The organism is Thermostichus sp. MS-CIW-37, assembly GCF_054060065.1.
The window spans coordinates 1-18543 of the sequence record NZ_JBSSCV010000040.1 but is presented as its reverse complement, the minus strand read 5'-3'; the positions used below and the strand labels follow the sequence as shown (position 1 = coordinate 18543).

At 57.4% G+C, this 18543-nt stretch carries 19 protein-coding genes and 1 pseudogene; 11 read left to right on the top strand and 9 right to left on the bottom strand.

The genetic code is table 11. The features are described 5' to 3' along the window. Window positions 1-118: pseudogene (locus tag ACVWYZ_RS13300) on the bottom strand (RNA-guided endonuclease TnpB family protein); the annotation flags it as partial. Window positions 119-316: 198 nt separating this feature from the next. On the opposite strand from ACVWYZ_RS13300, the gene ACVWYZ_RS13295 reads away from it, so the two are divergent. After that, the gene (locus ACVWYZ_RS13295; RefSeq protein ID WP_457467327.1) at window positions 317-1162 is read left to right on the top strand and encodes an alpha/beta hydrolase; all 846 of its coding nucleotides are present in this window, start codon (window positions 317-319) and stop codon (window positions 1160-1162) included. 79 nt (window positions 1163-1241) lie between these two features. On the opposite strand, the gene ACVWYZ_RS13290 is transcribed toward ACVWYZ_RS13295, so the two are convergent. Next, window positions 1242-2297, bottom strand: coding sequence for a hypothetical protein (locus ACVWYZ_RS13290; protein ID WP_457396424.1), 1056 nt, complete (start codon window positions 2295-2297; stop codon window positions 1242-1244). Window positions 2298-2589: 292 nt separating this feature from the next. Between ACVWYZ_RS13290 and ACVWYZ_RS13285 the strand changes: the two genes are divergently transcribed. Further along, window positions 2590-3240: a peroxiredoxin gene (locus ACVWYZ_RS13285; protein WP_414418879.1), complete on the top strand. Its 651-nt coding sequence runs from the start codon at window positions 2590-2592 to the stop codon at window positions 3238-3240. A 183-nt stretch (window positions 3241-3423) separates the two neighbouring features. On the opposite strand, the gene scpB is transcribed toward ACVWYZ_RS13285, so the two are convergent. Both scpB and ACVWYZ_RS13275 read right to left on the bottom strand, forming a co-directional pair. Continuing rightward, the gene (gene scpB / locus ACVWYZ_RS13280; RefSeq protein ID WP_457467326.1) at window positions 3424-3993 is read right to left on the bottom strand and encodes an SMC-Scp complex subunit ScpB; all 570 of its coding nucleotides are present in this window, start codon (window positions 3991-3993) and stop codon (window positions 3424-3426) included. Between the two features lie 92 nt (window positions 3994-4085). After that, window positions 4086-6242, bottom strand: a complete 2157-nt coding sequence (locus ACVWYZ_RS13275) for an NAD(P)H-quinone oxidoreductase subunit 5 (protein WP_457467325.1) — start codon at window positions 6240-6242, stop codon at window positions 4086-4088. Between the two features lie 336 nt (window positions 6243-6578). Between ACVWYZ_RS13275 and ACVWYZ_RS13270 the strand changes: the two genes are divergently transcribed. Continuing rightward, window positions 6579-6935 (top strand): single-stranded DNA-binding protein, encoded by a 357-nt coding sequence (locus ACVWYZ_RS13270; protein ID WP_414350270.1) that lies wholly within the window; start codon window positions 6579-6581, stop codon window positions 6933-6935. Between the two features lie 25 nt (window positions 6936-6960). Here the strand turns inward: ACVWYZ_RS13270 and ACVWYZ_RS13265 are convergent, their stop codons facing one another. Beyond that, a complete protein-coding gene (locus ACVWYZ_RS13265) occupies window positions 6961-7743 on the bottom strand; it encodes a cobalt-precorrin-6A reductase (protein ID WP_457467324.1) in 783 nt (260 codons plus the stop codon). Between the two features lie 64 nt (window positions 7744-7807). On the opposite strand from ACVWYZ_RS13265, the gene ACVWYZ_RS13260 reads away from it, so the two are divergent. Genes ACVWYZ_RS13260 through ispG form a run of 3 tightly spaced genes read left to right on the top strand, consistent with a single transcriptional unit; the run spans window position 7808 to window position 10469 of the window. Continuing rightward, on the top strand, window positions 7808-8323 hold the full coding sequence (locus ACVWYZ_RS13260) for a bifunctional nuclease family protein (protein ID WP_414374361.1): 516 nt from the start codon (window positions 7808-7810) through the stop codon (window positions 8321-8323). Between the two features lie 45 nt (window positions 8324-8368). Then, entirely contained in the window at window positions 8369-9190 is an 822-nt protein-coding gene (locus ACVWYZ_RS13255) for an MOSC domain-containing protein (protein WP_457467323.1), read from the top strand. A 49-nt stretch (window positions 9191-9239) separates the two neighbouring features. Next, complete coding sequence (ispG, locus tag ACVWYZ_RS13250) at window positions 9240-10469, top strand: (E)-4-hydroxy-3-methylbut-2-enyl-diphosphate synthase (protein WP_011431793.1); 1230 nt, start codon at window positions 9240-9242, stop codon at window positions 10467-10469. Window positions 10470-10888: 419 nt separating this feature from the next. On the opposite strand, the gene ACVWYZ_RS13245 is transcribed toward ispG, so the two are convergent. Beyond that, window positions 10889-11275, bottom strand: coding sequence for a hypothetical protein (locus ACVWYZ_RS13245; protein ID WP_457467322.1), 387 nt, complete (start codon window positions 11273-11275; stop codon window positions 10889-10891). A gap of 99 nt (window positions 11276-11374) precedes the next feature. Here ACVWYZ_RS13245 and ACVWYZ_RS13240 point away from each other — a divergent pair, with 99 nt between their 5' ends. Beyond that, a complete protein-coding gene (locus tag ACVWYZ_RS13240) occupies window positions 11375-12046 on the top strand; it encodes a hypothetical protein (RefSeq protein WP_414355425.1) in 672 nt (223 codons plus the stop codon). Window positions 12047-12251: 205 nt separating this feature from the next. Further along, complete coding sequence (locus ACVWYZ_RS13235; RefSeq protein ID WP_011431796.1) at window positions 12252-12548, top strand: DUF2470 domain-containing protein; 297 nt, start codon at window positions 12252-12254, stop codon at window positions 12546-12548. 19 nt (window positions 12549-12567) lie between these two features. Here the strand turns inward: ACVWYZ_RS13235 and grxC are convergent, their stop codons facing one another. From grxC to ACVWYZ_RS13220, 3 genes are all read right to left on the bottom strand, one after another. Then, on the bottom strand, window positions 12568-12828 hold the full coding sequence (grxC, locus tag ACVWYZ_RS13230; protein WP_457467321.1) for a glutaredoxin 3: 261 nt from the start codon (window positions 12826-12828) through the stop codon (window positions 12568-12570). 92 nt (window positions 12829-12920) lie between these two features. Further along, window positions 12921-15716 carry a DNA polymerase I gene (polA, locus tag ACVWYZ_RS13225; protein WP_457467320.1) on the bottom strand — a complete coding sequence of 932 codons (2796 nt, stop codon included), beginning with the start codon at window positions 15714-15716 and terminating at the stop codon, window positions 12921-12923. A gap of 28 nt (window positions 15717-15744) precedes the next feature. Beyond that, entirely contained in the window at window positions 15745-15975 is a 231-nt protein-coding gene (locus ACVWYZ_RS13220) for a hypothetical protein (protein ID WP_414355428.1), read from the bottom strand. A gap of 80 nt (window positions 15976-16055) precedes the next feature. Between ACVWYZ_RS13220 and ACVWYZ_RS13215 the strand changes: the two genes are divergently transcribed. From ACVWYZ_RS13215 to psbP, 3 genes are all read left to right on the top strand, one after another. Next, the gene (locus tag ACVWYZ_RS13215) at window positions 16056-16766 is read left to right on the top strand and encodes a polysaccharide deacetylase family protein (RefSeq protein ID WP_457467319.1); all 711 of its coding nucleotides are present in this window, start codon (window positions 16056-16058) and stop codon (window positions 16764-16766) included. A 37-nt stretch (window positions 16767-16803) separates the two neighbouring features. Then, window positions 16804-17562, top strand: coding sequence for a PspA/IM30 family protein (locus ACVWYZ_RS13210; RefSeq protein ID WP_457467318.1), 759 nt, complete (start codon window positions 16804-16806; stop codon window positions 17560-17562). Window positions 17563-17870: 308 nt separating this feature from the next. Further along, on the top strand, window positions 17871-18395 hold the full coding sequence (gene psbP, locus ACVWYZ_RS13205) for a photosystem II reaction center PsbP (protein WP_414381637.1): 525 nt from the start codon (window positions 17871-17873) through the stop codon (window positions 18393-18395). Window positions 18396-18543 lie beyond the last annotated feature (148 nt).

Genomic DNA, 18543 nt, shown 5'->3' with positions numbered 1-18543 from the left:
GTGTGTTTTGGTTGACCCAGTTCAACGCCTGCACAAAGGCATCCATTGTCGCATCCAACTTTGCGGCTTGCGACTGGGACACCTTGAGCTTGCAGAAGACGGTCAGGACTTGGGTCATGGTTCTATCATAACTTCCGCATTCCTCCCGACACTGACCCTACGGGTACAGTGCGGGGCTCCTGCGATTTCTGGCTGAAGGATGCAGTTTTCCTGCTCCCCTCTTCCCTTATGGGAAAGGGGTTGCCTGTAAGCAGCGCAGAACCTTGGGCAAGTGCCGCAAATTGAGCTTAACTTACTTGTCGATGCCTTCCTGTCAATGCCCCACCGAGATCTCCTACAACTAGTTTGGGGATCCTTCCCATGGCTGCGCGTGGGGCGATCCTTGCTGCTGGTCGGGCTGGTGGTGTACGGCTACCTGCTCTGGCTGGGCTGGTTTCAATCGGAGCGGCTGATCTTTCTGCCCCAGCCCGCCAGCTATCGAGATGGGGACGCCATTCTCAAGCTCACGACCTCTGATGGGCTGCAGATTTCAGCGGTATATCTGCCCAATCCGGCTGCTGCTTATACCCTCCTCTATAGCCATGGCAACGCTGAAGACTTGGGGGATATCCTGCCCCGCTTGGTGCACCTGCAGCAGGCTGGGTTTGCCGTCTTGGCCTACGACTACCGCGGTTACGGCACCAGCGAAGGGATCCCTTCCGAGGCCGGCGCTTACAAAGATATCGAGGCCGCTTACACTTACCTAGTTGCCCAAGGGATCCCGCCGGAGCGGATCTTGGTCTATGGAAGATCAGTAGGGGGTGGGCCATCGGTTTATTTGGCAGCCCAAAAGCCGGTGGGGGGCGTGATCCTGGAATCCACCTTCGTCACAGCCTTTCGCGTCTTAACCCGCATCCCGCTGCTGCCCTTCGATCGCTTCGATAACCTCAGCCGCATTGCCAAGATCGATTGCCCGCTGCTGATTTTGCACGGCACCCATGATCGTTTGATCCCCTTTTGGCACGCTGAAACCCTTTATCAAGCAGCGAGGGATCCCAAACGCTTGGTGCCTATCGAAGGGGCCGGTCACAACAATTTGCTGGAAGTGGCCAGAGAGCGCTATGTCACCATCCTGCACCAATTCGTAGCCGAGCTGGTGGATCCCAAGCTGCAGGCAGGCTGAGCAGCAACTGCCAATGTTCCCTTCCTTGCGTAACTGGGAGGTCGCGAGCGGGAATAGGAATGGTGGCGTTAACTGGCCTTTAAGCTTTTTGAGCCAGCAATTCTTGCAACAGATTCTGCGCCGTCTCCATAAAGCGCATCACATTGGGATGATGGCTCCAGATGGGGTCATTTTCAGGAAAAACCTCCAGCGAGAACATACCCTGCACTGCCTGGAGGTAGGGCAGCAGGACGGCATAGCTGGCCTGGCTGAGACCAGACCTCAGAACCTTATCCAAGAGCTTGAGCATCTGCCGTACCAGCTCCCAGCTCACTTTCAAAGGGGGGTAGAGCATCACACAGAGGGGAAACAGCTCCTGCTGGATAGCCGCCATGCTGCCTTCTAGGGCACAGAGGCCCAAGTACACCTGAAACATCTCCACATCGCGGATGCTGGAAATCCGCACGTTCAGATCTGTCAAGGGACCGCTTTCGCAGTGATAGTCCGGAAAACGTTGGGCTACCTCGGCACAAATGGACTCTGCCACGCTGGTAACCAGGGGCAAGAGCTCTTGAATAGCAGCCAAAGGCGCAGAAAAGTGATCGCCTGCCTGGGCGGCAGCGGCCTCGTACATCCTCTGCAAAGGCATGTACAGGTGGTCATCCATAACTTTCAAGTAGGGGTGGAAGAGACCCCGCTCCTGGGGCAGCAGAGCCTGCAGGACCATTTGCCCCGTGTAGTGAAATTGCATGCTTAAAAAGCCAAGTACCCGCGGATCCGGCTTGCTGTAGCGAGCCCGCAGCTGGCCACAAGATGGCGCGATCTTTACCGAAAAGCGGGCTGGTGAGAGGCCCTCCCCACAACTTGCTGCTGCCTTTTCAAATAACTCCTGGGAATCCTCGGCAATTTGCCAGGGATCAATCAAGTCCGGATCCAGCCGCTGCCTCGGTATTTCAGCAGCCAAGAGCCGCTCCGTCTTCGCCCAGGCCTGGGAGCTGGCAAAGCGCAAAGATCCCTTCACCTTGTCAGCTAGAGGGGCGCCTGGCAGCTCGCCCAAGGCAGCCTGTGCCCGTAGCTTGTCTACATATTTTTGCGCCCACAGGGTGGCCAAGCTGCAAGGTGTAACGGTTTCTGCGTCTTGCCTCAATTCTTCCATGGCCTACCTTACGTCAGAGGATCTAGTGCTACCTAGCATACTTCTAGGGGGCTACCGCTGCAGCAAAGAACTTAAGGAACGTTAAGATCCGCGCAGCAATTGTTTACGTTCTGCCTGGGCGCAAGGCGTCAGGGAAGAGGAGGAGCACTCCCTCCCGCCAGCAAGAATCTTAAAATCACCTGCAATCCGCTCGGAAAAGTGGAGTTATGTGGCAAGATCGGGAGGGATCGGGTCGAAGGATCCGGATCCCTGTCTCACCGGATTGAACCCTTTTACGGAGGATCAAGAGCGTATGTCTCTCCGACTTGGCGATACTGCTCCCAATTTCACGCAAAAGTCTACCCACGGCGAAATTGACTTCTACTCTTGGGCTGGAGATAGCTGGGTGGTGCTGTTCTCTCACCCCGCCGATTACACGCCGGTCTGCACCACAGAGCTGGGCACCGTTGCCAAGCTGATGCCCGAATTTGAAAAGCGGGGTGTGAAGGTGATCGCCCTCAGTGTGGACGATGTGGACTCCCACGTGGGCTGGGTAAAAGACATCGAGGAAACCCAGAACACCACCCTGAACTATCCCATCTTGGCGGATGCAGACCGCAAGGTTTCTCAGCTCTACGACATGTTGGATCAAACCAACATCAACCAAGAAGGGCTGCCCCTGACGGTGCGCTCGGTGTTCATCATCGATCCCAACAAGAAGATACGCCTCATTCTTACCTACCCGGCCAGCACAGGCCGCAACTTCGACGAGCTCCTGCGGGTGATCGATGCCCTGCAGTTGACGGATAAGTATAACGTTGTCACTCCCGCCGACTGGAAAGACGGTGACGATGTCATCATTCCGCCTTCGCTGAAAGATCCGGAAGTGCTGAAAGAGAAGTTCCCAAAAGGCTACAAGGAAATTAAGCCTTATTTGCGGGTCACCCCTCAGCCCAACAAGTAGAAGTCTCAGCAATCGAACCTACTTCGGCTGATCCCTTCTCTGCCGAAGCTGCGCTCCCCTCGATTTGGATCCCCGACCAGGGGATCCTTTTTTATTTCAAGCCAGATTGAGACACTTTCCCTTTGGGAGAGAGGAGTTAGGGATCCCTCATTTTGCAGTTGGGGAAAGTTTATTCTTCAAAGTTTATTCTTCGGGGAAAGAAGCCGCCTCTGCTGCTTTTTTGGCCAGCTCATCTACCGTGAAGTAGCGATGAAACTTATCGGTCACCCGCAACCAAGGGGAACGGCAGCCTTCTTTGCGATAGCGGGTAACGAAGCCTTTTTCTACCAGCTCTGCCACGTGCTGATAAGCACCTTGACCGCGCAACTCCACCAAATCGGCTTGCGAGAGCGGGCCACGCAGAATGATTGTAGCCAGGGTACGGGTAGCACCCACCCCAATTTCAGGGGGTAAAAGCTGGTTGGCCAGCTCCAAAAACGGCTCCCGCAACTGCAGGGCAAACCCCTCCTCCAGCTGTAAGACCTCCAAGGCGGAATCGCGATGGGCATAGTCTTCCATTAATTCCAGCAGCGCATCGTAGGCTTCGTCGCGACTGCAATGGGCCAACTGGGCCAGGGCCGATAGCTCCAGAGGCTGCCCCTTCAAATAGAGGATTGCTTCGATCCGATTTTTCAGGGCAAAGACACGCTCCCTCTGACCTTGCTTTTCCGCCAACAGGGGATCCGAAATCGACGTAAGACGACGCGGGGCCATTGCAACAAGGGATCCGCTCAACTTGCTCCGTAGCATAGCAGCAGTTCTAGGCTGAGGGATCCCTTGGCCGAGCGAGCAGCCTTGCCCTCAGGCTAGAATCCCACCCCCGAGGCCACCACCATCACCACCACCGCTGCAAAGATAATCAAAGCGTAAAACTGGGCCTTGCCGCTCTCCAGGTATTTCATCGCCTCGCCGCTCACCATGGTCACCAAGCCCGTCAGGTTGACCACACCATCCACGATGCGGCTGTCCACCTCCAGCGCCTCCCGTGCCACGAAGCGGGTGCCCTGCACAAAGACTCGCTCATAGAGGTCGTCAATGTACCACTTGTTGAGGGAGAAGTAGTAGAGCGGCTGCAGGCTTTGGGGGAAGGTGCCCGGGTCGATGCGCTTTTGCCAGTAGATCAAGCTGGCCAAAGTGATGCCGATCAGCCCGATGCCCACGGAGCTACCCGCCATGATCAGAAACTCTGCCCAATCGAAATGGCCCGCCAGCACCTCCTGCCACTCTGCTGCCACCAGCGGTAAAATCGAGCCTGCCTCTGCCACAGACTCAGTCGGTGGGTGGATGAAAGCTTCAAAGAAGTTGGCAAAAGGGGTGCCCACCAGGCCAATCAGCACAGAAGGGACGGCCAGAGCCAACAGCGGGAAGGTCATCGACCAAGGGGACTCATGGGGCTCTGAGGCATGGGCATCTCCGTCGTGCAGGTTTTCCTGGGCTTCAGGATGGCTGCTGGGCTGGGGTTTTTCTTGAATGTTCATGGCTCCAGGGCCAAAGGCCGGTTGTTTCCCCGCAAAAACGTAGGCAAAAGCCGGCACAGGACGGCCCTGGCTGATGGCCACCTCCTGCCGCAGTCTCAGGTTGGTGCCGCGAAACTCCCCTTCGAAGGTGAGGAAGTAGATGCGGAACATGTAGAAGGCGGTGATCCCGGCGGTGAGGAAGCCCACCCCCCACAGAGCTGGGTTCCGTTCGAAAACAGCGCCCAAGATCTCGTCTTTAGACCAAAAGCCGGCGAAGGGCGGGATCCCACAAATGGCCAACGTGCCGATCAAAAACGTGATGGCCGTAACCGGCATGTATTTGCGCAACCCCCCCATCAGGCGCATGTCTTGGGCCAAAACCGGGTCATGGCCGACCACCGCTTCCATGCCGTGGATAACTGAGCCAGAGCACAAAAAGAGCATCGCCTTAAAGTAGGCGTGGGTCATCAGGTGAAACAGGCCCGCCCCATAGGCGCCGCACCCCATGGCCATGACCATGTAGCCCAGCTGGGAAATGGTGGAGTAGGCCAAGCCTTTTTTGATGTCGTTTTGGGTGATGGCAATGGTGGCCCCCAAGAAGGCTGTGCCCGCCCCCGTCCAGGCGATGATGTCCATGGCCACCGGGATCCCTTCCAGCACCGGGAACATGCGGGCCAAGAGGAATACCCCAGCCGCCACCATCGTGGCTGCGTGGATGAGAGCGGAAATGGGCGTGGGACCTTCCATAGCATCCGGCAACCACACATGCAGGGGGAACTGAGCGGACTTGGCCACCGGCCCCAAGAACACCAACACCGCAAACAGGGCAATTAAGCTGCTGCTCACCGCTCCGGCAGCCAACATCTCCTGCAAGTTGCGCCCGATCTCGTTGAACGCGAAGGTACCGGAAATCCAGTAAAAACCTAAGATGCCCAACAGCAGGCCGAAATCTCCCACCCGGTTGACCACAAACGCCTTTTGCGCTGCTTCTGCCGCCGCCTGCCGGTCGTGCCAAAAGCCGATGAGCAGGTAGGAGCACATCCCCACCAGCTCCCAGAAGATATAGATCTGCACCAGGTTGGGGCTGACCACCAAGCCCAGCATCGAGGAGCTAAATAAGCTCAGGTAGGCGTAGAAACGCACATAGCCGGGATCGTGGGCCATGTAGCCATCGGAGTAGATCTGCACCAGAAAGGCCACCGTGGTCACCACCACCAGCATCATGGCGCTCAGGTGATCCACGACAAAGCCCATGTCCACCGAGAAGGATCCCGCCTGGGCCCAGGTGATGGTTCTGAGGACGGTTTCGTGCCCTTGCACCTGGCTGACCAAAAGGGCAAAGGCATGAACCATCGCCGTCCCGGTCGCGAACACGCTCAAAAAGGCAGCCAAAGAGCGGTTGGCCCTTGTCCAGGCGTTGAACATCAGGATACCTAAGCCGAGGAGAAAGGCTGCCACCAAAGGATAGACGGGGATCAACCAGGCGTATGTGTAGATGAATTCCATGGGAAATGCTTCCGAATGCGTCCTCTCACAGCAACGAACCTGCTCTGCTAGCCCTGCAATTGGCCGGTGGGAGTGTCTGGTGGGCTGGCATTTGCTCAACTGCTTCTGCCATTGTAAACTTTTGCGACAGAGTGCGGATCCGGATCCCGAGCATCAAGTCCATCACAGCAGAGGCTTTTCCCAGAGATCAATCGGGATCCCCGCAGTTGAATCTGTAGATATCCTAAAGAATCGGCTCTGAGCCCAAGCCGACGGTCGCAGGCCAAAAGATGACAGGGATCCCTTGCGAGCGCTACAACGAAGGCTAGATCTACTGGCGGTCTGGAGAAACTACCCATGAGCTTGAACCTGGTGACCTTGGTGGGGCGAGCCGGCATGGATCCGGAGGTGCGCTACTTTGAGTCAGGCAAGGTGGTCTGTACTTTTAGCTTGGCGGTCAACCGATTCCGCAAAGGAGAAGACAAGCCCGATTGGTTCAGCCTAGAGTTGTGGGGCCGCACTGCCGAGGTGGCCGGAGAGTATGTGCGCAAAGGCAGCCTCATCGGGGTAACGGGCAGCCTCAAGTTCGATCGCTGGAAAGACAAATCCACCGGAGAAGAGCGCCAGAGGCCCATCATCGCTGTAGATCGCCTAGAACTGCTGGGATCCCGTCAAGACCGCGACTCCAACCTGCCCCCCGAAGAGCCGTTTTGACCCGTTGGACTGGAGCCGGGCAACCTCAAGGTTTGGCTCTGCCCAAGCATCGCCTGCATTCCTGCACCACCTCTGTCAAATCCTGGCTGCACCAGGGATAGTCCAAGGGGGGTCGGCGGATCACCCACAAAGGGATCCCCAGGGTTTTGGCCACCGCCTGCTTGATCCCCAGCCCGCCTGCTTCCCCAGAGGCTTTGCTGATCACCACCTGAGGGCTGAGCTGTTGCCAAAGCTGTAGTTCCTGCTCCAAGCTGAGGGGTAAGCGCATCCCAATCACCCGCTCGGCAGGGATCCCGGCTTGCACCGCTTGGGGAACCGATTCCGGCAGCACCCGTGCCCACAGTTGGCAGCGATCTTGCCAAGGTACAAACAGGGGCAGGGCCTTCACTCCCACCGTCAGCAGCACCCGCCGCCCTGCCAGCACCGCATCTGTGAGCACCCCCTGCCAATCCGGTGCCACCTGTACCCAGGGATCCAGCTCTACAGGAGGGCGTTCGTAGCGCAGGTAGGGGATCCCCAGTTGGGCCGTCACCCGGATGGCCAGTTGCGAGATTTGCTGGGCAAAAGGATGAGAGGCATCCACCACTACGCGGATCCGGCACTCTTGCAGGAATTGTTCCAGAGATGGCGGCGAAAATCGGGTGACCACCACCTGACCGGGCAAATCCTGATACAGCCTTCTGGCCCCTTCAGTGGTGACGGTTGCCACCCAAGGGATCCCCTGCCGGCTGAGGGCGTCGGCCAAGCTGCGGCTCTCGCTGGTGCCCCCGATCAAGGCCACTTCCACCAAACCCCCGACTGAGCTCATAGTGTGTTGCCAAACTTTGATACCCGTAGATACGATCTAGATCACCGGCTGGAGGCAATTGCTCATGATCGAGATGCATGTGGCTGGGATTGCGGTTGATGCCGTTAACCAGAACCCCATCGTCATCCTGCGCGATAGCAGTGAGCGTCGTGCCCTGCCCATTTGGGTGGGAAAAGCAGAGGCCAATGCCATTTTGCAGGCGCTGGACGACCAAAAGCCACTGCGCCCCATGACCCATGATCTCATCCTCAACTCCTGGAAGACGTGGGGGATCAAGCTGGAGCGGGTCATCATTCACGCCTTGCTGGACAATACTTTTTACGCGGTGCTCGTCACCGTGAATGGCGACAAAAAACAGGAGATCGACTGCCGCCCCAGCGATGCCATTGCCCTTGCCCTGCGGGCCCATGTTCCCATTTGGACGGTGGAAGAGGTCATTGCGGAAGCCTCGATCCCCATGAACCAGGATGCCGACGAGGCGGAGCGGGAGGCCTTTCGCAAGTTTGTAGAAAATGTAACCCCCAGAGACTTTATCCGCAGCTACCCCATGACCGACCATCCCACCGAAGCCGACAGTTAAGCAGCTAAGGCGGATCCCACCCCCAGGGATCCCGGCAGACAGGCCATGCCCCAGGTTGCCAGGTTAACGGTCTATCCCATCAAGTCCCTGGATGGGATCCCTCTGTCTGAGGTGAGGCTGACGGCAGGGGGGACTTTGGAGGGGGATCGGCGCTACGCCCTGGTGGATGCGGAGGGGAAGCGGGTGAACGGCAAACGCCATGCTGCAGTCCACCGCCTGCGGGCCCGGTTTGATCCCCGGTTGGGCCGGGTGCAGTTGTGGGGGGAGGGCAAGACGGCCCAGTTTGACCTGCAGCAGCAGCGGGATGCTTTACAAACTTGGCTCAGCCACTGGTTGGGCTTTCCGGTGCAACTGCTGGAGGATCCTGTCAGGGGATTTCCAGACGATCCCTATGCCGACGGCCCCACCCTGATCAGCACAGCCACTCTGGAGACGGTGGCTGGTTGGTTCCCCAACTTGACCCTGGAAGCGGTTCGGCAGCGCTTTCGCATGAATATCGAGCTGTCGGATTGCTCTGCCTTTTGGGAGGATCGTCTCTTTGCCCGCGCAGATCAAGGGGTGCGCTTTCGCATCGGGGAAGTGGAGCTGCTGGGCCTTAACCCCTGCGCCCGCTGTGTGGTGCCCACCCGGGATCCCCTGAGCGGAGAGGCCTATCCCGGTTTTCAAAAGCACTTCGTGGCGCAACGGCAGAAAACCTTGCCACCCTGGGCCGAAGCCAGCCGCTTTGACCATTTCTATCGCCTTGGGATCAATACGTGGATCCCGAGAACGGAGGCGGGCAAGCACCTGAGGGTTGGGGATCCCGTCGAAATCCTCGGGGTTGAACCCCTCAGCCTCTACCCTGAGCTGAGTCGAATCCCAGGTTAGTTTCCGACCTACAATCAAGCTAGAGCAGCTCTTTTGGCTTGACCAAGCTATGCAAACCCTGGATCGGCCCAACGCCCCCACCCAGCAGCCCTACCCAGAACCGGTCTATCCCCGTCGCCCCACCCGCACGGTGGCCGTAGCTGATGTGTTGATCGGCAGCCAGCACCCGGTGGTGGTACAGTCCATGATTAACGAGGACACCCTCGACGTCGACGCGGCAGTGGCCGGGATCCGCCGTCTGCACGAGGCAGGCTCAGAGATTGTGCGGGTTACCGTTCCCAGCATGGCCCATGCCAAGGCGATGGAGGCGATTCGGGAGAAGCTGATCCAAACCTACAAGCCGGTGCCTTTGGTAGCCGATGTCCATCACAACGGCATCAAGATCGCCCTGGAAGTAGCCAAATACGTGGACAAGGTGCGCATCAATCCAGGGTTGTTCGTCTTTGAAAAACCTCAGCCCGGTCGCACAGAATATACCCAGGCGGAATTTGAGGCCATTCGTAACAAAATCCGGGAAACCTTCACCCCCCTTGTCCAGACCCTCAAAGCCCAGAACAAAGCCCTGCGCATCGGGGTAAATCATGGATCCCTGGCAGAGCGGATGCTCTTCACCTACGGGGATACGCCTGAGGGCATGGTGGAGTCGGCCCTGGAATTTGCCCAAATCTGCGCCGAGCAAGACTTTCACAATGTGGTGCTTTCCTTCAAGGCCTCCCGCCCGCAGGTCATGTTGGCGGCCTACCGGCTGGCAGCCCGTCGCTTCGATGCCCTGGGCCTAAACTATCCCTTCCACTTAGGTGTCACCGAGGCGGGCGATGGAGAATATGGGCGCATCAAGTCGGCGGTGGGGATCGGAACCCTCTTGGCTGAAGGGATCGGCGACACGATTCGGGTTTCTCTCACGGAAGCGCCGGAAAAGGAGATCCCGGTGGCCTACGGCATTTTGCAAGCTCTGAACCTGCGCAAAACCATGGTGGAGTATGTGGCCTGCCCTTCCTGTGGCCGCACCCTGTTCAATTTGGAGGAGGTGCTGCAGAAGGTGCGCGCCGCAACCCAGCATCTGGTGGGGTTGGACATTGCCGTGATGGGCTGCATTGTCAATGGGCCGGGAGAGATGGCCGACGCCGACTACGGCTACGTGGGCAAGACGCCGGGGGTGATCTCTCTCTACCGCGGCAAAGAGGAAGTGAAAAGGGTGCCGGAATCGGAAGGCGTGCAGGCGCTGATCGACCTGATCAAAGCCGATGGGCGCTGGGTGGATCCCCCTTCTTCCCATTAATTCCGCTTCCCCCTCAAAAAGCGACCTGTCCAGCAATCCTGCCGCGCTCTTGCTTTGCTGAGAAACTGGCTAGCGGCGTTTGCCACGCAGAGCTTTGGCGCGGTTGTTCACCTGCCTCACAAACAGCGGCAGCAGGTGCGTCTGGATGTATTCAAACGCTGCTTGCAGACCTTCTGTTTCTTGACATACTCCCCTGCCTTTAGGCAGGAGATTCTGGTTCCTGGTTCTGCGACAGCACTTACCGTGTTGGGTTGCCCCTCTACGACAGCGGTGCTCATCTCCCCAGGCGTTCCCCCAAGCGCTACGCGCCGCTGACGCGAGTGCAGGGCGGTTCCCCAATGCCCTTAGGTACCGTTGCAAACAACAACTACAAAACCTATTGAGGCTGCATCCAGTCGTGAGACTGTTGGGTTTAAGGCCTACGGCCCGCTGACGCGAATAGAGCGGTTGACTACCCTGCCGCTGCAGGCAGCATAGCACAAAGCCGCCCTAGATAGGCCGATTTCCGCTTCCACCTGCGTGGGATCCCTAAAGGCCGACAAAAATTGGTTGGAGGTCAGCCAAGTGAAGAGTTCTGCGCGATTCAGGTCACAACTGGGCGGGGAGGGCACTTGCCAGTCTTGAGGTGGCCCAAGCAGCCACTGCCGGGCAAACAAGCTCAACACCGCATCCCCCAGCCAAGCCTTGTCTCGACGGGATCCCTCGTCCAATTGGGCCACCTGCTGTCTGATGGCCTGGCTGGTCGAGGAGAAATGGGATCCTGTCAGCATGGAAATGGGAAGTGTGCAAGAACTGGCAGCAGACAAGCCCGGCGGCGAAGCAGCCCTGCCTCATTTTAAGATAAGGTCTGGCCCGCCCTCACCAGGGTTGCAGATGGAGTGTGGCATTGTGAGGATCCTTGGAGCATGTTGTTGGAGCTAACCCCAGAAGAATGCGAATCGGTGATTCCGGTGGTGCCAACGCGCCTTCAGTATGCGGCTTACTGGAGCGATGCCCTCAAGAGCACGGGCCGTATCATCACGGCCATTTTGGTGGGCGTGGCGCTGCTGGTTCTTTCCCGCGCTTTTGGCGAGGGATCCTTTCTGGGGGCAATCGCCTTCCTGGTCGGGATTCTCTCGTTGCTCTATCCCTTCCTGTGGGGGCCGCTCTATACCATCTCCCGCCGTCAGCTAGCCTTTCGCGAGATTCCCTATGGGGGATTGTTTTTTGGGCAGGTGTTGCGCACTCGCCGCTACGAGGTGGTGGTGGAAGAGCGAGAAAAGCTGGATGAAGATGGCAACTTCTACATTGAAGAGGTGCGGGAGCGCCAGTTTGAGATGGAAATTGGCGATGAGACCGGAGTCGTCTATCGTGTGCGGGCCAAGGACGATCCCCGCTACAGGCGAATTGTCAAAAAGCAATCGGTGCTCGGGTTGGTGAAAGCCTATTCCCGCGATTTGCAGCGCCGGCCCACCTTGAGCGAGGTCTATGTGGTCAAGCTGGGGGAGTGGGTGGGAGATGTCTCCTATCTGGATCGGGAGGCTTTTTTGGATATGGCAGATGAGCTGTTGGAGCTACAGGCCCAAGGACAAGCTTGATCCCCTGGATCCCTGGTGTTCTCTGGGATGGAGGGGAAGGGATCCCTGCCTTTTTATTCTGAAACCTAAACGGCTGCCTATCCGGGAGCGCCGCTTTTAACGCTGGGTTAGCCGCATTATTGTACTGGCCAGGGGTAGGGTTGGGTAGTTTACTGTGGACTGGCGGGAGCTTTAAACTGAGGGCTGTAAGCCAAAAACAACTGCCATGGGCGATCCTCTCACCCCCCAAGTTAGCGAGCGCATCTGCAAGCACATGAACGAAGATCATGCCGATGCAATAGCCCTCTACGCCAGGGTCTTTGGCCAGGTGGAAGGAGTTACCCAAGCCCGCATGCAGGCCATTGACCCGGAAGGGATGGACTTGCGGGTGCAGGTCGACGGGGCCGTACAAACGCTGCGGATCCGCTTCGACCACCCCCTGCGGGACTCCGAGGACGCCCATCAAACCTTAATTGCCATGGTGAAGCAGGCTCGCGCTCAAGTTAAACAGGCTACAAAGTGATGAGAGATACAGTTGAGGCTTAGCTAGCCTGCTGTAGGAGCAGATCCAACTGGCCGCGAGCCTCTAGCGCGTAAAGATCGTCGCAGCCGCCGATATGCTGGTCGTTGATGAAAATTTGCGGCACCGAACGGCGACCATTGGCCCGCTTGGCCATTTCCGCCCGTGCCACCTCGTCTCCATCGATGGCGTATTCGATGTATTTCACGCCCTTGCGATCCAGCAGTTGCTTGGCCCGGATGCAGAAGGGACAAAAACGCCAGGTGTAAATCTCAACAGCCATAAGAAAACAACAAACGCTTTTACATAGCTTAACATTTTCACGGAGCCGGGATCCCTTTCCTTGCAAACCTGGGGTTTTCTGCCTCCCATGGTCTAGTTGGCTTCCTTCCAATTGTGGCCAATTTGGATATCCACCACCAGCGGTATGGAGAGGGGCACTGCTCCTTCCATTTCTGTTTGGATCAGCGGTTTTAGGGCCTGCCATTCCGAGGGATCCACCTCAAACACCAGCTCATCATGCACTTGCAGGAGCAAGCGGGAACGAAAGTTCTGCAGCTTTTGCCGCAGGCGCACCATTGCTACTTTGATAATGTCCGAGGCGGATCCCTGGATGGGGGCATTCACAGCCGCCCGCAATTCGGCTTGTTTGCGATGGCCTGTCAGACGAGACAAATTGGGAAAATAGCGACGGCGACCCAAGATCGTTTCCACATAGCCATGTTTTTCCACAAAGGCTTCAGTGGAGCGCAGGTAGGCGAAAATACCGGCGTAGCGCTCGTTAAATCGCTGTAAAAATTGCTTGGCTTCCGACAAAGAAACCCCCGCAGTGCGGGCAAAGCGCTGCGCTCCCATGCCATAGATCACCCCATAGTTGATCGTTTTGGCCAGGCGGCGTTCTTCGCTGGTTATTTCTTGTTTTTCCAGGAGCAGACGGGCGGTCAGGGTATGCACATCTTCCCCTGAGCGAAAGCCTTCCAGCAAGGCAGGTTCTTGGCTGAGGTGGGCCAAAATGCGCAGCTCAATTTGAGAGTAATCTGCTGCCGCCAATAGCCATCCCTCTTGGGGAATAAAAGCTTGTCGAATCCGGCGACTGAACTCGGTGCGAATGGGAATATTTTGCAAGTTGGGGTTTGAGGAGCTGAGCCTGCCGGTGGCAGTAACGGTTTGGTTAAAGTCGGTGTGGACTCTGCCGGTATCGCTTCTTACCAGGGCAGGCAGAGCATCCACATAGGTCGATTTCAGCTTGGCCAAGGTGCGGTATTGCACGATGGTTTCGATGAGAGGATGATCCCCCTCTAGCTTTTCTAAAACTGAGGCATCAGTGGAATAGCCAGTAGCCGTTTTGCGGGTTTTGCGAATGTCCAATTTCAGCTTTTCAAAGAGCAGGGATCCCAGTTGCTTGGGAGAATTGAGGTTAAAGGTTTCTCCAGCCTGGGCATAGGCTTTCTGCTCCAAACTTTGCAGCTCTTGTTCCAGCTCTTGGGAAAATTGCCTCAGAAACTCGGTATCAATGCGAATGCCGATCCACTCCATTTCTTCCAGAACTTGGGCCAAGGGCAGATCGACCTGAATAAAAAGATCCCACAGGCGCAGATCGGTTTTCTGTAGCTTTTCGGTGAGGATCGGCACCAGACGATAGGCACAATAGGCATCAGTTCCGCAGTATTCTGCAACTTTGGAAATCGGGATATCGGCAATGGACTGTTCCTTGCCCAGCAACTTTTTGTAGCTGGTGGTCGGCAAATTCAAATGGGTGGCTGCCAAATCGGCCAAGTTGTGGCTGGCTTCTGGATCCAAAACGTAGCTGGCCAACATGGGATCAAATCGGATCCCTTGCAGGCGGATCCCGTGGGCGCGGAAAATGCTCAGATCATACTTACAGTTCTGTAGGCTTTTGGGTCGGTTGGGATCTTCCCAGAGGGGCTGCAGGCTTTGTTTCACCAGCTCCCAATCCAGATTGGATCCCTGGCGGTGGCCGATGGGCAGGTAGGCGATATCTCCCTCTGACCAACAACAGCCGATCCCCACCAATTGGGCATCCCGTGGATCTAGACTGGTGGTTTCAGTATCCCAAGCTACAATCCCTGGGCAGGCCAGCAGCTCTTGCCGCAAAAGCTCCAGTTGCTCCGGCGTATCGATGATGCGCACCGCCGGCAGAGAAGGGACGGGATCGAGGGCAAAATCAAACCACAGGGCTTCGTCAGGAGCGTTTGCGGGATCCCCGGTGGGATTAAAAGCGCCAACCACCTCTGCCTCGGTTGGGATCCCCCCCAAAGCCGTTTGTATTTTGCGCACTTGGGCGATGAAGCTGTGAAACTCCAATTTTTCCAGCAGCGGCAGCAATTCTGCTTGATCAAACCCGGTTAATTTCATGCTCTCCCAGTCGGGAGAAAGAGGAACGTCGCATTTGATCCGAGCCATAAATTGCGAGTGATGGGCCGCCGGGATCCCTTCTTTGAGGTATTGCTGGACTTTTCCTTGGATCTCGTCCAGGTGGTCGAAAATTTCATCCAAACTGCCGTAGCGCTCCAGCAGCTCCACAGCTCGCTTGGGGCCGATCCCTTTCACCCCGGGAATGTTGTCAGAAGGGTCACCACAGAGGGCCTTATAATCCACCACCTGCCAAGGCCAGATGCCCAATTTTTCTTTCACTTGTTCGGGGCCAAACTCGCTGATGCGATCTTTGCTGTTGAGGTGCAAAACCCGAACTCTTCCATCGGTATCGATCAACTGGAACAGATCTTGATCGCCACTTAAGATCTGCACCCGGTAATCTTGGGGGGCTAGCCTACTGAGGGTGCCCAAAATGTCATCGGCTTCAAAACCAGGCACCACCAAAATCGGGATGCGTAGTGCCGTCAACACCTGCTTCAGGTTCTCCACATCTTCGATAAACTCCGGTGGCGTTTCCGGGCGGCCTGATTTGTAGGTTTCGTCGGCCTCGTGGCGAAAAGTGGGCTGCCGTGTATCAAAGGCAACGGCTACATGGGTAGGGGTGTATTTGTCCAAGACTTCCAACAGCGATTTCAAAAAGCCAAAGCTGACGCTGGTGGGGATCCCAGTGGAAGTGCGCAACCCCCCCTCGCGGCTGTAGGCAAAGGCGTAGAAGGAGCGATAGGCCAGAGAGTGACCATCCACCAGCAGCAGTGTTGGAGTTTGCCAAGCCATCAGCTGATACTTTGAGGGTGAATCTAGCCTATCGGATCTGGGCTATGGGCAGAAGGGATCCCACATCCGTCTCAAGAACTCGAGCGGCGGGCTGCTGCCGACACCCAATGGCAACTTCTGTAATCACAATCTGTAGGCACAATCTGTAATCACAACTGGCTAGGACGAGATCCAAAAGCCCATCGACGGGCCCGCCAACCCTGATTTCCGTTTTGCGGGCTACAATGCTCATGCCCATTTTTTCAATTGGTTGGCTCAATCGGCAATACCTAAATTTGTTACCCAGTTGATCACCCAAAGCATTGCCCTCTGGTTCTGGACAACATACAGCTCACCACAATGCTCTTCTCTTCTCAGCAAATCCTGCCCCCATCTCTCTACCCACCCCTGCATTGGGGCCTCAAGACCCTCTTTCCCGACGGCCTGTGGGAGTTGCCGGCAGATCCCCATACCCAGCGGGTGGCTCTGACCTTTGACGATGGCCCTCACCCTGAGTACACTCCGGCTTTGTTGCAGGTTTTGATGGATTTTCAGGTGTCGGCCACGTTTTTTGTGTTGGGAGAACGGGTGCAGCGCTGGCCCCACCTGGCCCGTCAGATCCGCCAACAAGGCCACCGCATTGGCCTTCACGGCTGGCAGCATCGCCCTTTTACCGAGCTTGCCCCTGGAGAGCTTTATCAGAGCCTGAAGCGCAGCCAAGCTGCCCTGGTGGCTGCCTGTGGCGGGATCCCTGACGATTATCGGGCTGTGCGCCCGCCCAATGGCTTGTTTTGGCCGCAGACGCTTGCGGATTTGCGCCGTTGGGGCTTTTGTCCGGTGATGTGGAGCGTGGTGCCTGAGGATTGGCTGATCCCACCGGTATCGGTGGTAGTGGAGCGGGTGCTGGCCCAGGTGCGGCCTGGCTCCTTGATCGTGCTGCACGATGGGGTAGAGGGGGGATCCCAAGTGGCTGAGGTGACGCGGCAGTTGATCCCAGCTTTGAAGAAGCGGGGATTTGAATTTGTCCACTTGCCGGATCCCTGGGATCTTTCCAGTCAGGGAGAAAGTTAAATACAGTAGAGGCACGCACAAGCAGGAGGGTCAGGCCATGGGCGCACGCAAGATTATCTACGGCATTTTTGGGCAACGGGCCGGCAGCGTCATCGTCGGAACTTGGAACTGGCTGTGGGGGATCCCGGTGGAGAAAGGTGGCACAGGGGCGGTGATGGTGGCGGAAGAATCCCTACGCAGGATGCAGGAGACGGTTCAGCGTCTCACGGAAGCCGTTGCCACCCAAGTAGCCGCCTATCAGCGGGCTGAGCAGAAGTACATGCAAAAGGTGCGGGAGTACCAGGCCCTGGAGAACAAAGCTCGCCTGGCCGCCCAACGGGGCGATCAAGAGGCTGCCCGCCTGGCTATGTCCCAAGCGCTGCAAATTGAGGCCATTCTCGGCCCCCTTAAGGAGAACGTGGAAACTGCCGAGCGCTACGTCAAAGCCGCCAAGCAAAAGCTGGCCCGCGAGAAAGAGCGATTGGCCGCTTACAAGAGCGAGCTGAGCAACCTCAAAGACATCAACGAGGTGAACCAAGCTCTGGAGCAGATGACCCGCGTCAACAACTCCTACAACATCGACTCGGCCAAGTCCCAATTTGAGGCGGCAAAGAATGCTATCCAGGCTCGCCAGCTCAAATCCCGAGCCATGAGCGAACTCTCGGAAGATCGCAGCGAGCAGATTGCTGCCCAACTGGATGAAATGGCTATGGACGACGAAATCTCCCGCCGCTTGGCAATGCTCACCGGCCAAGGAGGTGCCCAGGCCAACCTGCCGCTACCGGATCTGGATTTCGAGAAGCGGCTCCCCCAATAGCGGCAGTTGCTTTTAGGCCGGTAGGATCCCCTGTTTTCAGTCTCAGCCGACATCGGCGACCACGCTGCTGAGCCGGAGTTTTCCGTGGGCGCAGTCCGGCCAACTGGGCTGGATACTCAGGCCTGAGCACGCCCGGCACCCAGGCCAAGGGGTTAGAGCTGGCGCGCTCGTACTAGGATGATAAAGGAAGAATAGGCAACCCACCTGAGGAGAGGATCCCAGCAATGTCAGCAGCACGAGGCGCGCATTCTGCCCGATCAGGCCTGTGGCCCACTTACGCAACCAGCCCGTGGCTGTCTAGAGCGCTGTTGCTGCTCTGTGTCTGCCTCAGCTTGGTGGTCGGTGCCTGTTCCGCAGGCTCTAACCTACGGGCCTACAGGGATCCCAGCGGAGCCTTTGCTTTTGCTTACCCCAACGGCATGGTGGCGGTCAATCTTGGGCCGGGGAAAGGGCCGGTGGTACTCCTGCGCGACCTGGTGTACGAGACCGAGAACGTCAGCCTGATGATCGCCCCGTTTGACAAGGGGGAGACGATTGCCGATTTGGGCAGCCCGGATGAGGTGGGGCAGTTGGTGGCGGAGAAGATCATTGCTCCTGAGGGATCCGGTCGCTCGGCCAAGCTGTTGGCTGCCGAAGCCTTTGAGCGGCAGGAGCACCCCTATTACCTGCTGGAATACCAAACCGATATGGGATCCCAGCTTCGTCATGAGGTGGTGACGGTAACCGTTCGGCACCATCGCCTCTACACGCTGACGGCCTCTACCCAGGAATCCCGCTGGCCTCAGGTGCAAGCTGCCTTTAGGAACGTGGGCCGCTCTCTGAATGTTTCCTAAGGCTTTCTCAAGGGGTTGAACCGGGTTGTAGGCCAGGGCTGAGCCCTTTAAGAGTAAACTACCCGACCCTGACTGCTTCGCAGTACAGGGCGGGCTTAAGGCCTCCGGCCCGCTGACGCGAACGGTAGCCCTGCAGTTGGCAAGCCAA

What these genes read in the sequence shown, in the direction of transcription:
- ACVWYZ_RS13295 (WP_457467327.1), top strand. Translation starts at nt 317, where the DNA reads ATGCCCCACCGAGATCTCCTACAACTAGTTTGGGGATCCTTCCCATGG.
- grxC (WP_457467321.1), bottom strand. Translation starts at nt 12,828, where the DNA reads ATGGCTGTTGAGATTTACACCTGGCGTTTTTGTCCCTTCTGCATCCGG.
- ACVWYZ_RS13285 (WP_414418879.1), top strand. Translation starts at nt 2,590, where the DNA reads ATGTCTCTCCGACTTGGCGATACTGCTCCCAATTTCACGCAAAAGTCT.
- scpB (WP_457467326.1), bottom strand. Translation starts at nt 3,993, where the DNA reads ATGGCCCCGCGTCGTCTTACGTCGATTTCGGATCCCCTGTTGGCGGAA.
- ACVWYZ_RS13275 (WP_457467325.1), bottom strand. Translation starts at nt 6,242, where the DNA reads ATGGAATTCATCTACACATACGCCTGGTTGATCCCCGTCTATCCTTTG.
- ACVWYZ_RS13270 (WP_414350270.1), top strand. Translation starts at nt 6,579, where the DNA reads ATGAGCTTGAACCTGGTGACCTTGGTGGGGCGAGCCGGCATGGATCCG.
- ACVWYZ_RS13210 (WP_457467318.1), top strand. Translation starts at nt 16,804, where the DNA reads ATGGGCGCACGCAAGATTATCTACGGCATTTTTGGGCAACGGGCCGGC.
- ACVWYZ_RS13260 (WP_414374361.1), top strand. Translation starts at nt 7,808, where the DNA reads ATGATCGAGATGCATGTGGCTGGGATTGCGGTTGATGCCGTTAACCAG.
- ispG (WP_011431793.1), top strand. Translation starts at nt 9,240, where the DNA reads ATGCAAACCCTGGATCGGCCCAACGCCCCCACCCAGCAGCCCTACCCA.
- ACVWYZ_RS13235 (WP_011431796.1), top strand. Translation starts at nt 12,252, where the DNA reads ATGGGCGATCCTCTCACCCCCCAAGTTAGCGAGCGCATCTGCAAGCAC.
- polA (WP_457467320.1), bottom strand. Translation starts at nt 15,716, where the DNA reads ATGGCTTGGCAAACTCCAACACTGCTGCTGGTGGATGGTCACTCTCTG.
- ACVWYZ_RS13290 (WP_457396424.1), bottom strand. Translation starts at nt 2,297, where the DNA reads ATGGAAGAATTGAGGCAAGACGCAGAAACCGTTACACCTTGCAGCTTG.
- ACVWYZ_RS13215 (WP_457467319.1), top strand. Translation starts at nt 16,056, where the DNA reads ATGCTCTTCTCTTCTCAGCAAATCCTGCCCCCATCTCTCTACCCACCC.
- ACVWYZ_RS13240 (WP_414355425.1), top strand. Translation starts at nt 11,375, where the DNA reads ATGTTGTTGGAGCTAACCCCAGAAGAATGCGAATCGGTGATTCCGGTG.
- ACVWYZ_RS13255 (WP_457467323.1), top strand. Translation starts at nt 8,369, where the DNA reads ATGCCCCAGGTTGCCAGGTTAACGGTCTATCCCATCAAGTCCCTGGAT.
- ACVWYZ_RS13265 (WP_457467324.1), bottom strand. Translation starts at nt 7,743, where the DNA reads ATGAGCTCAGTCGGGGGTTTGGTGGAAGTGGCCTTGATCGGGGGCACC.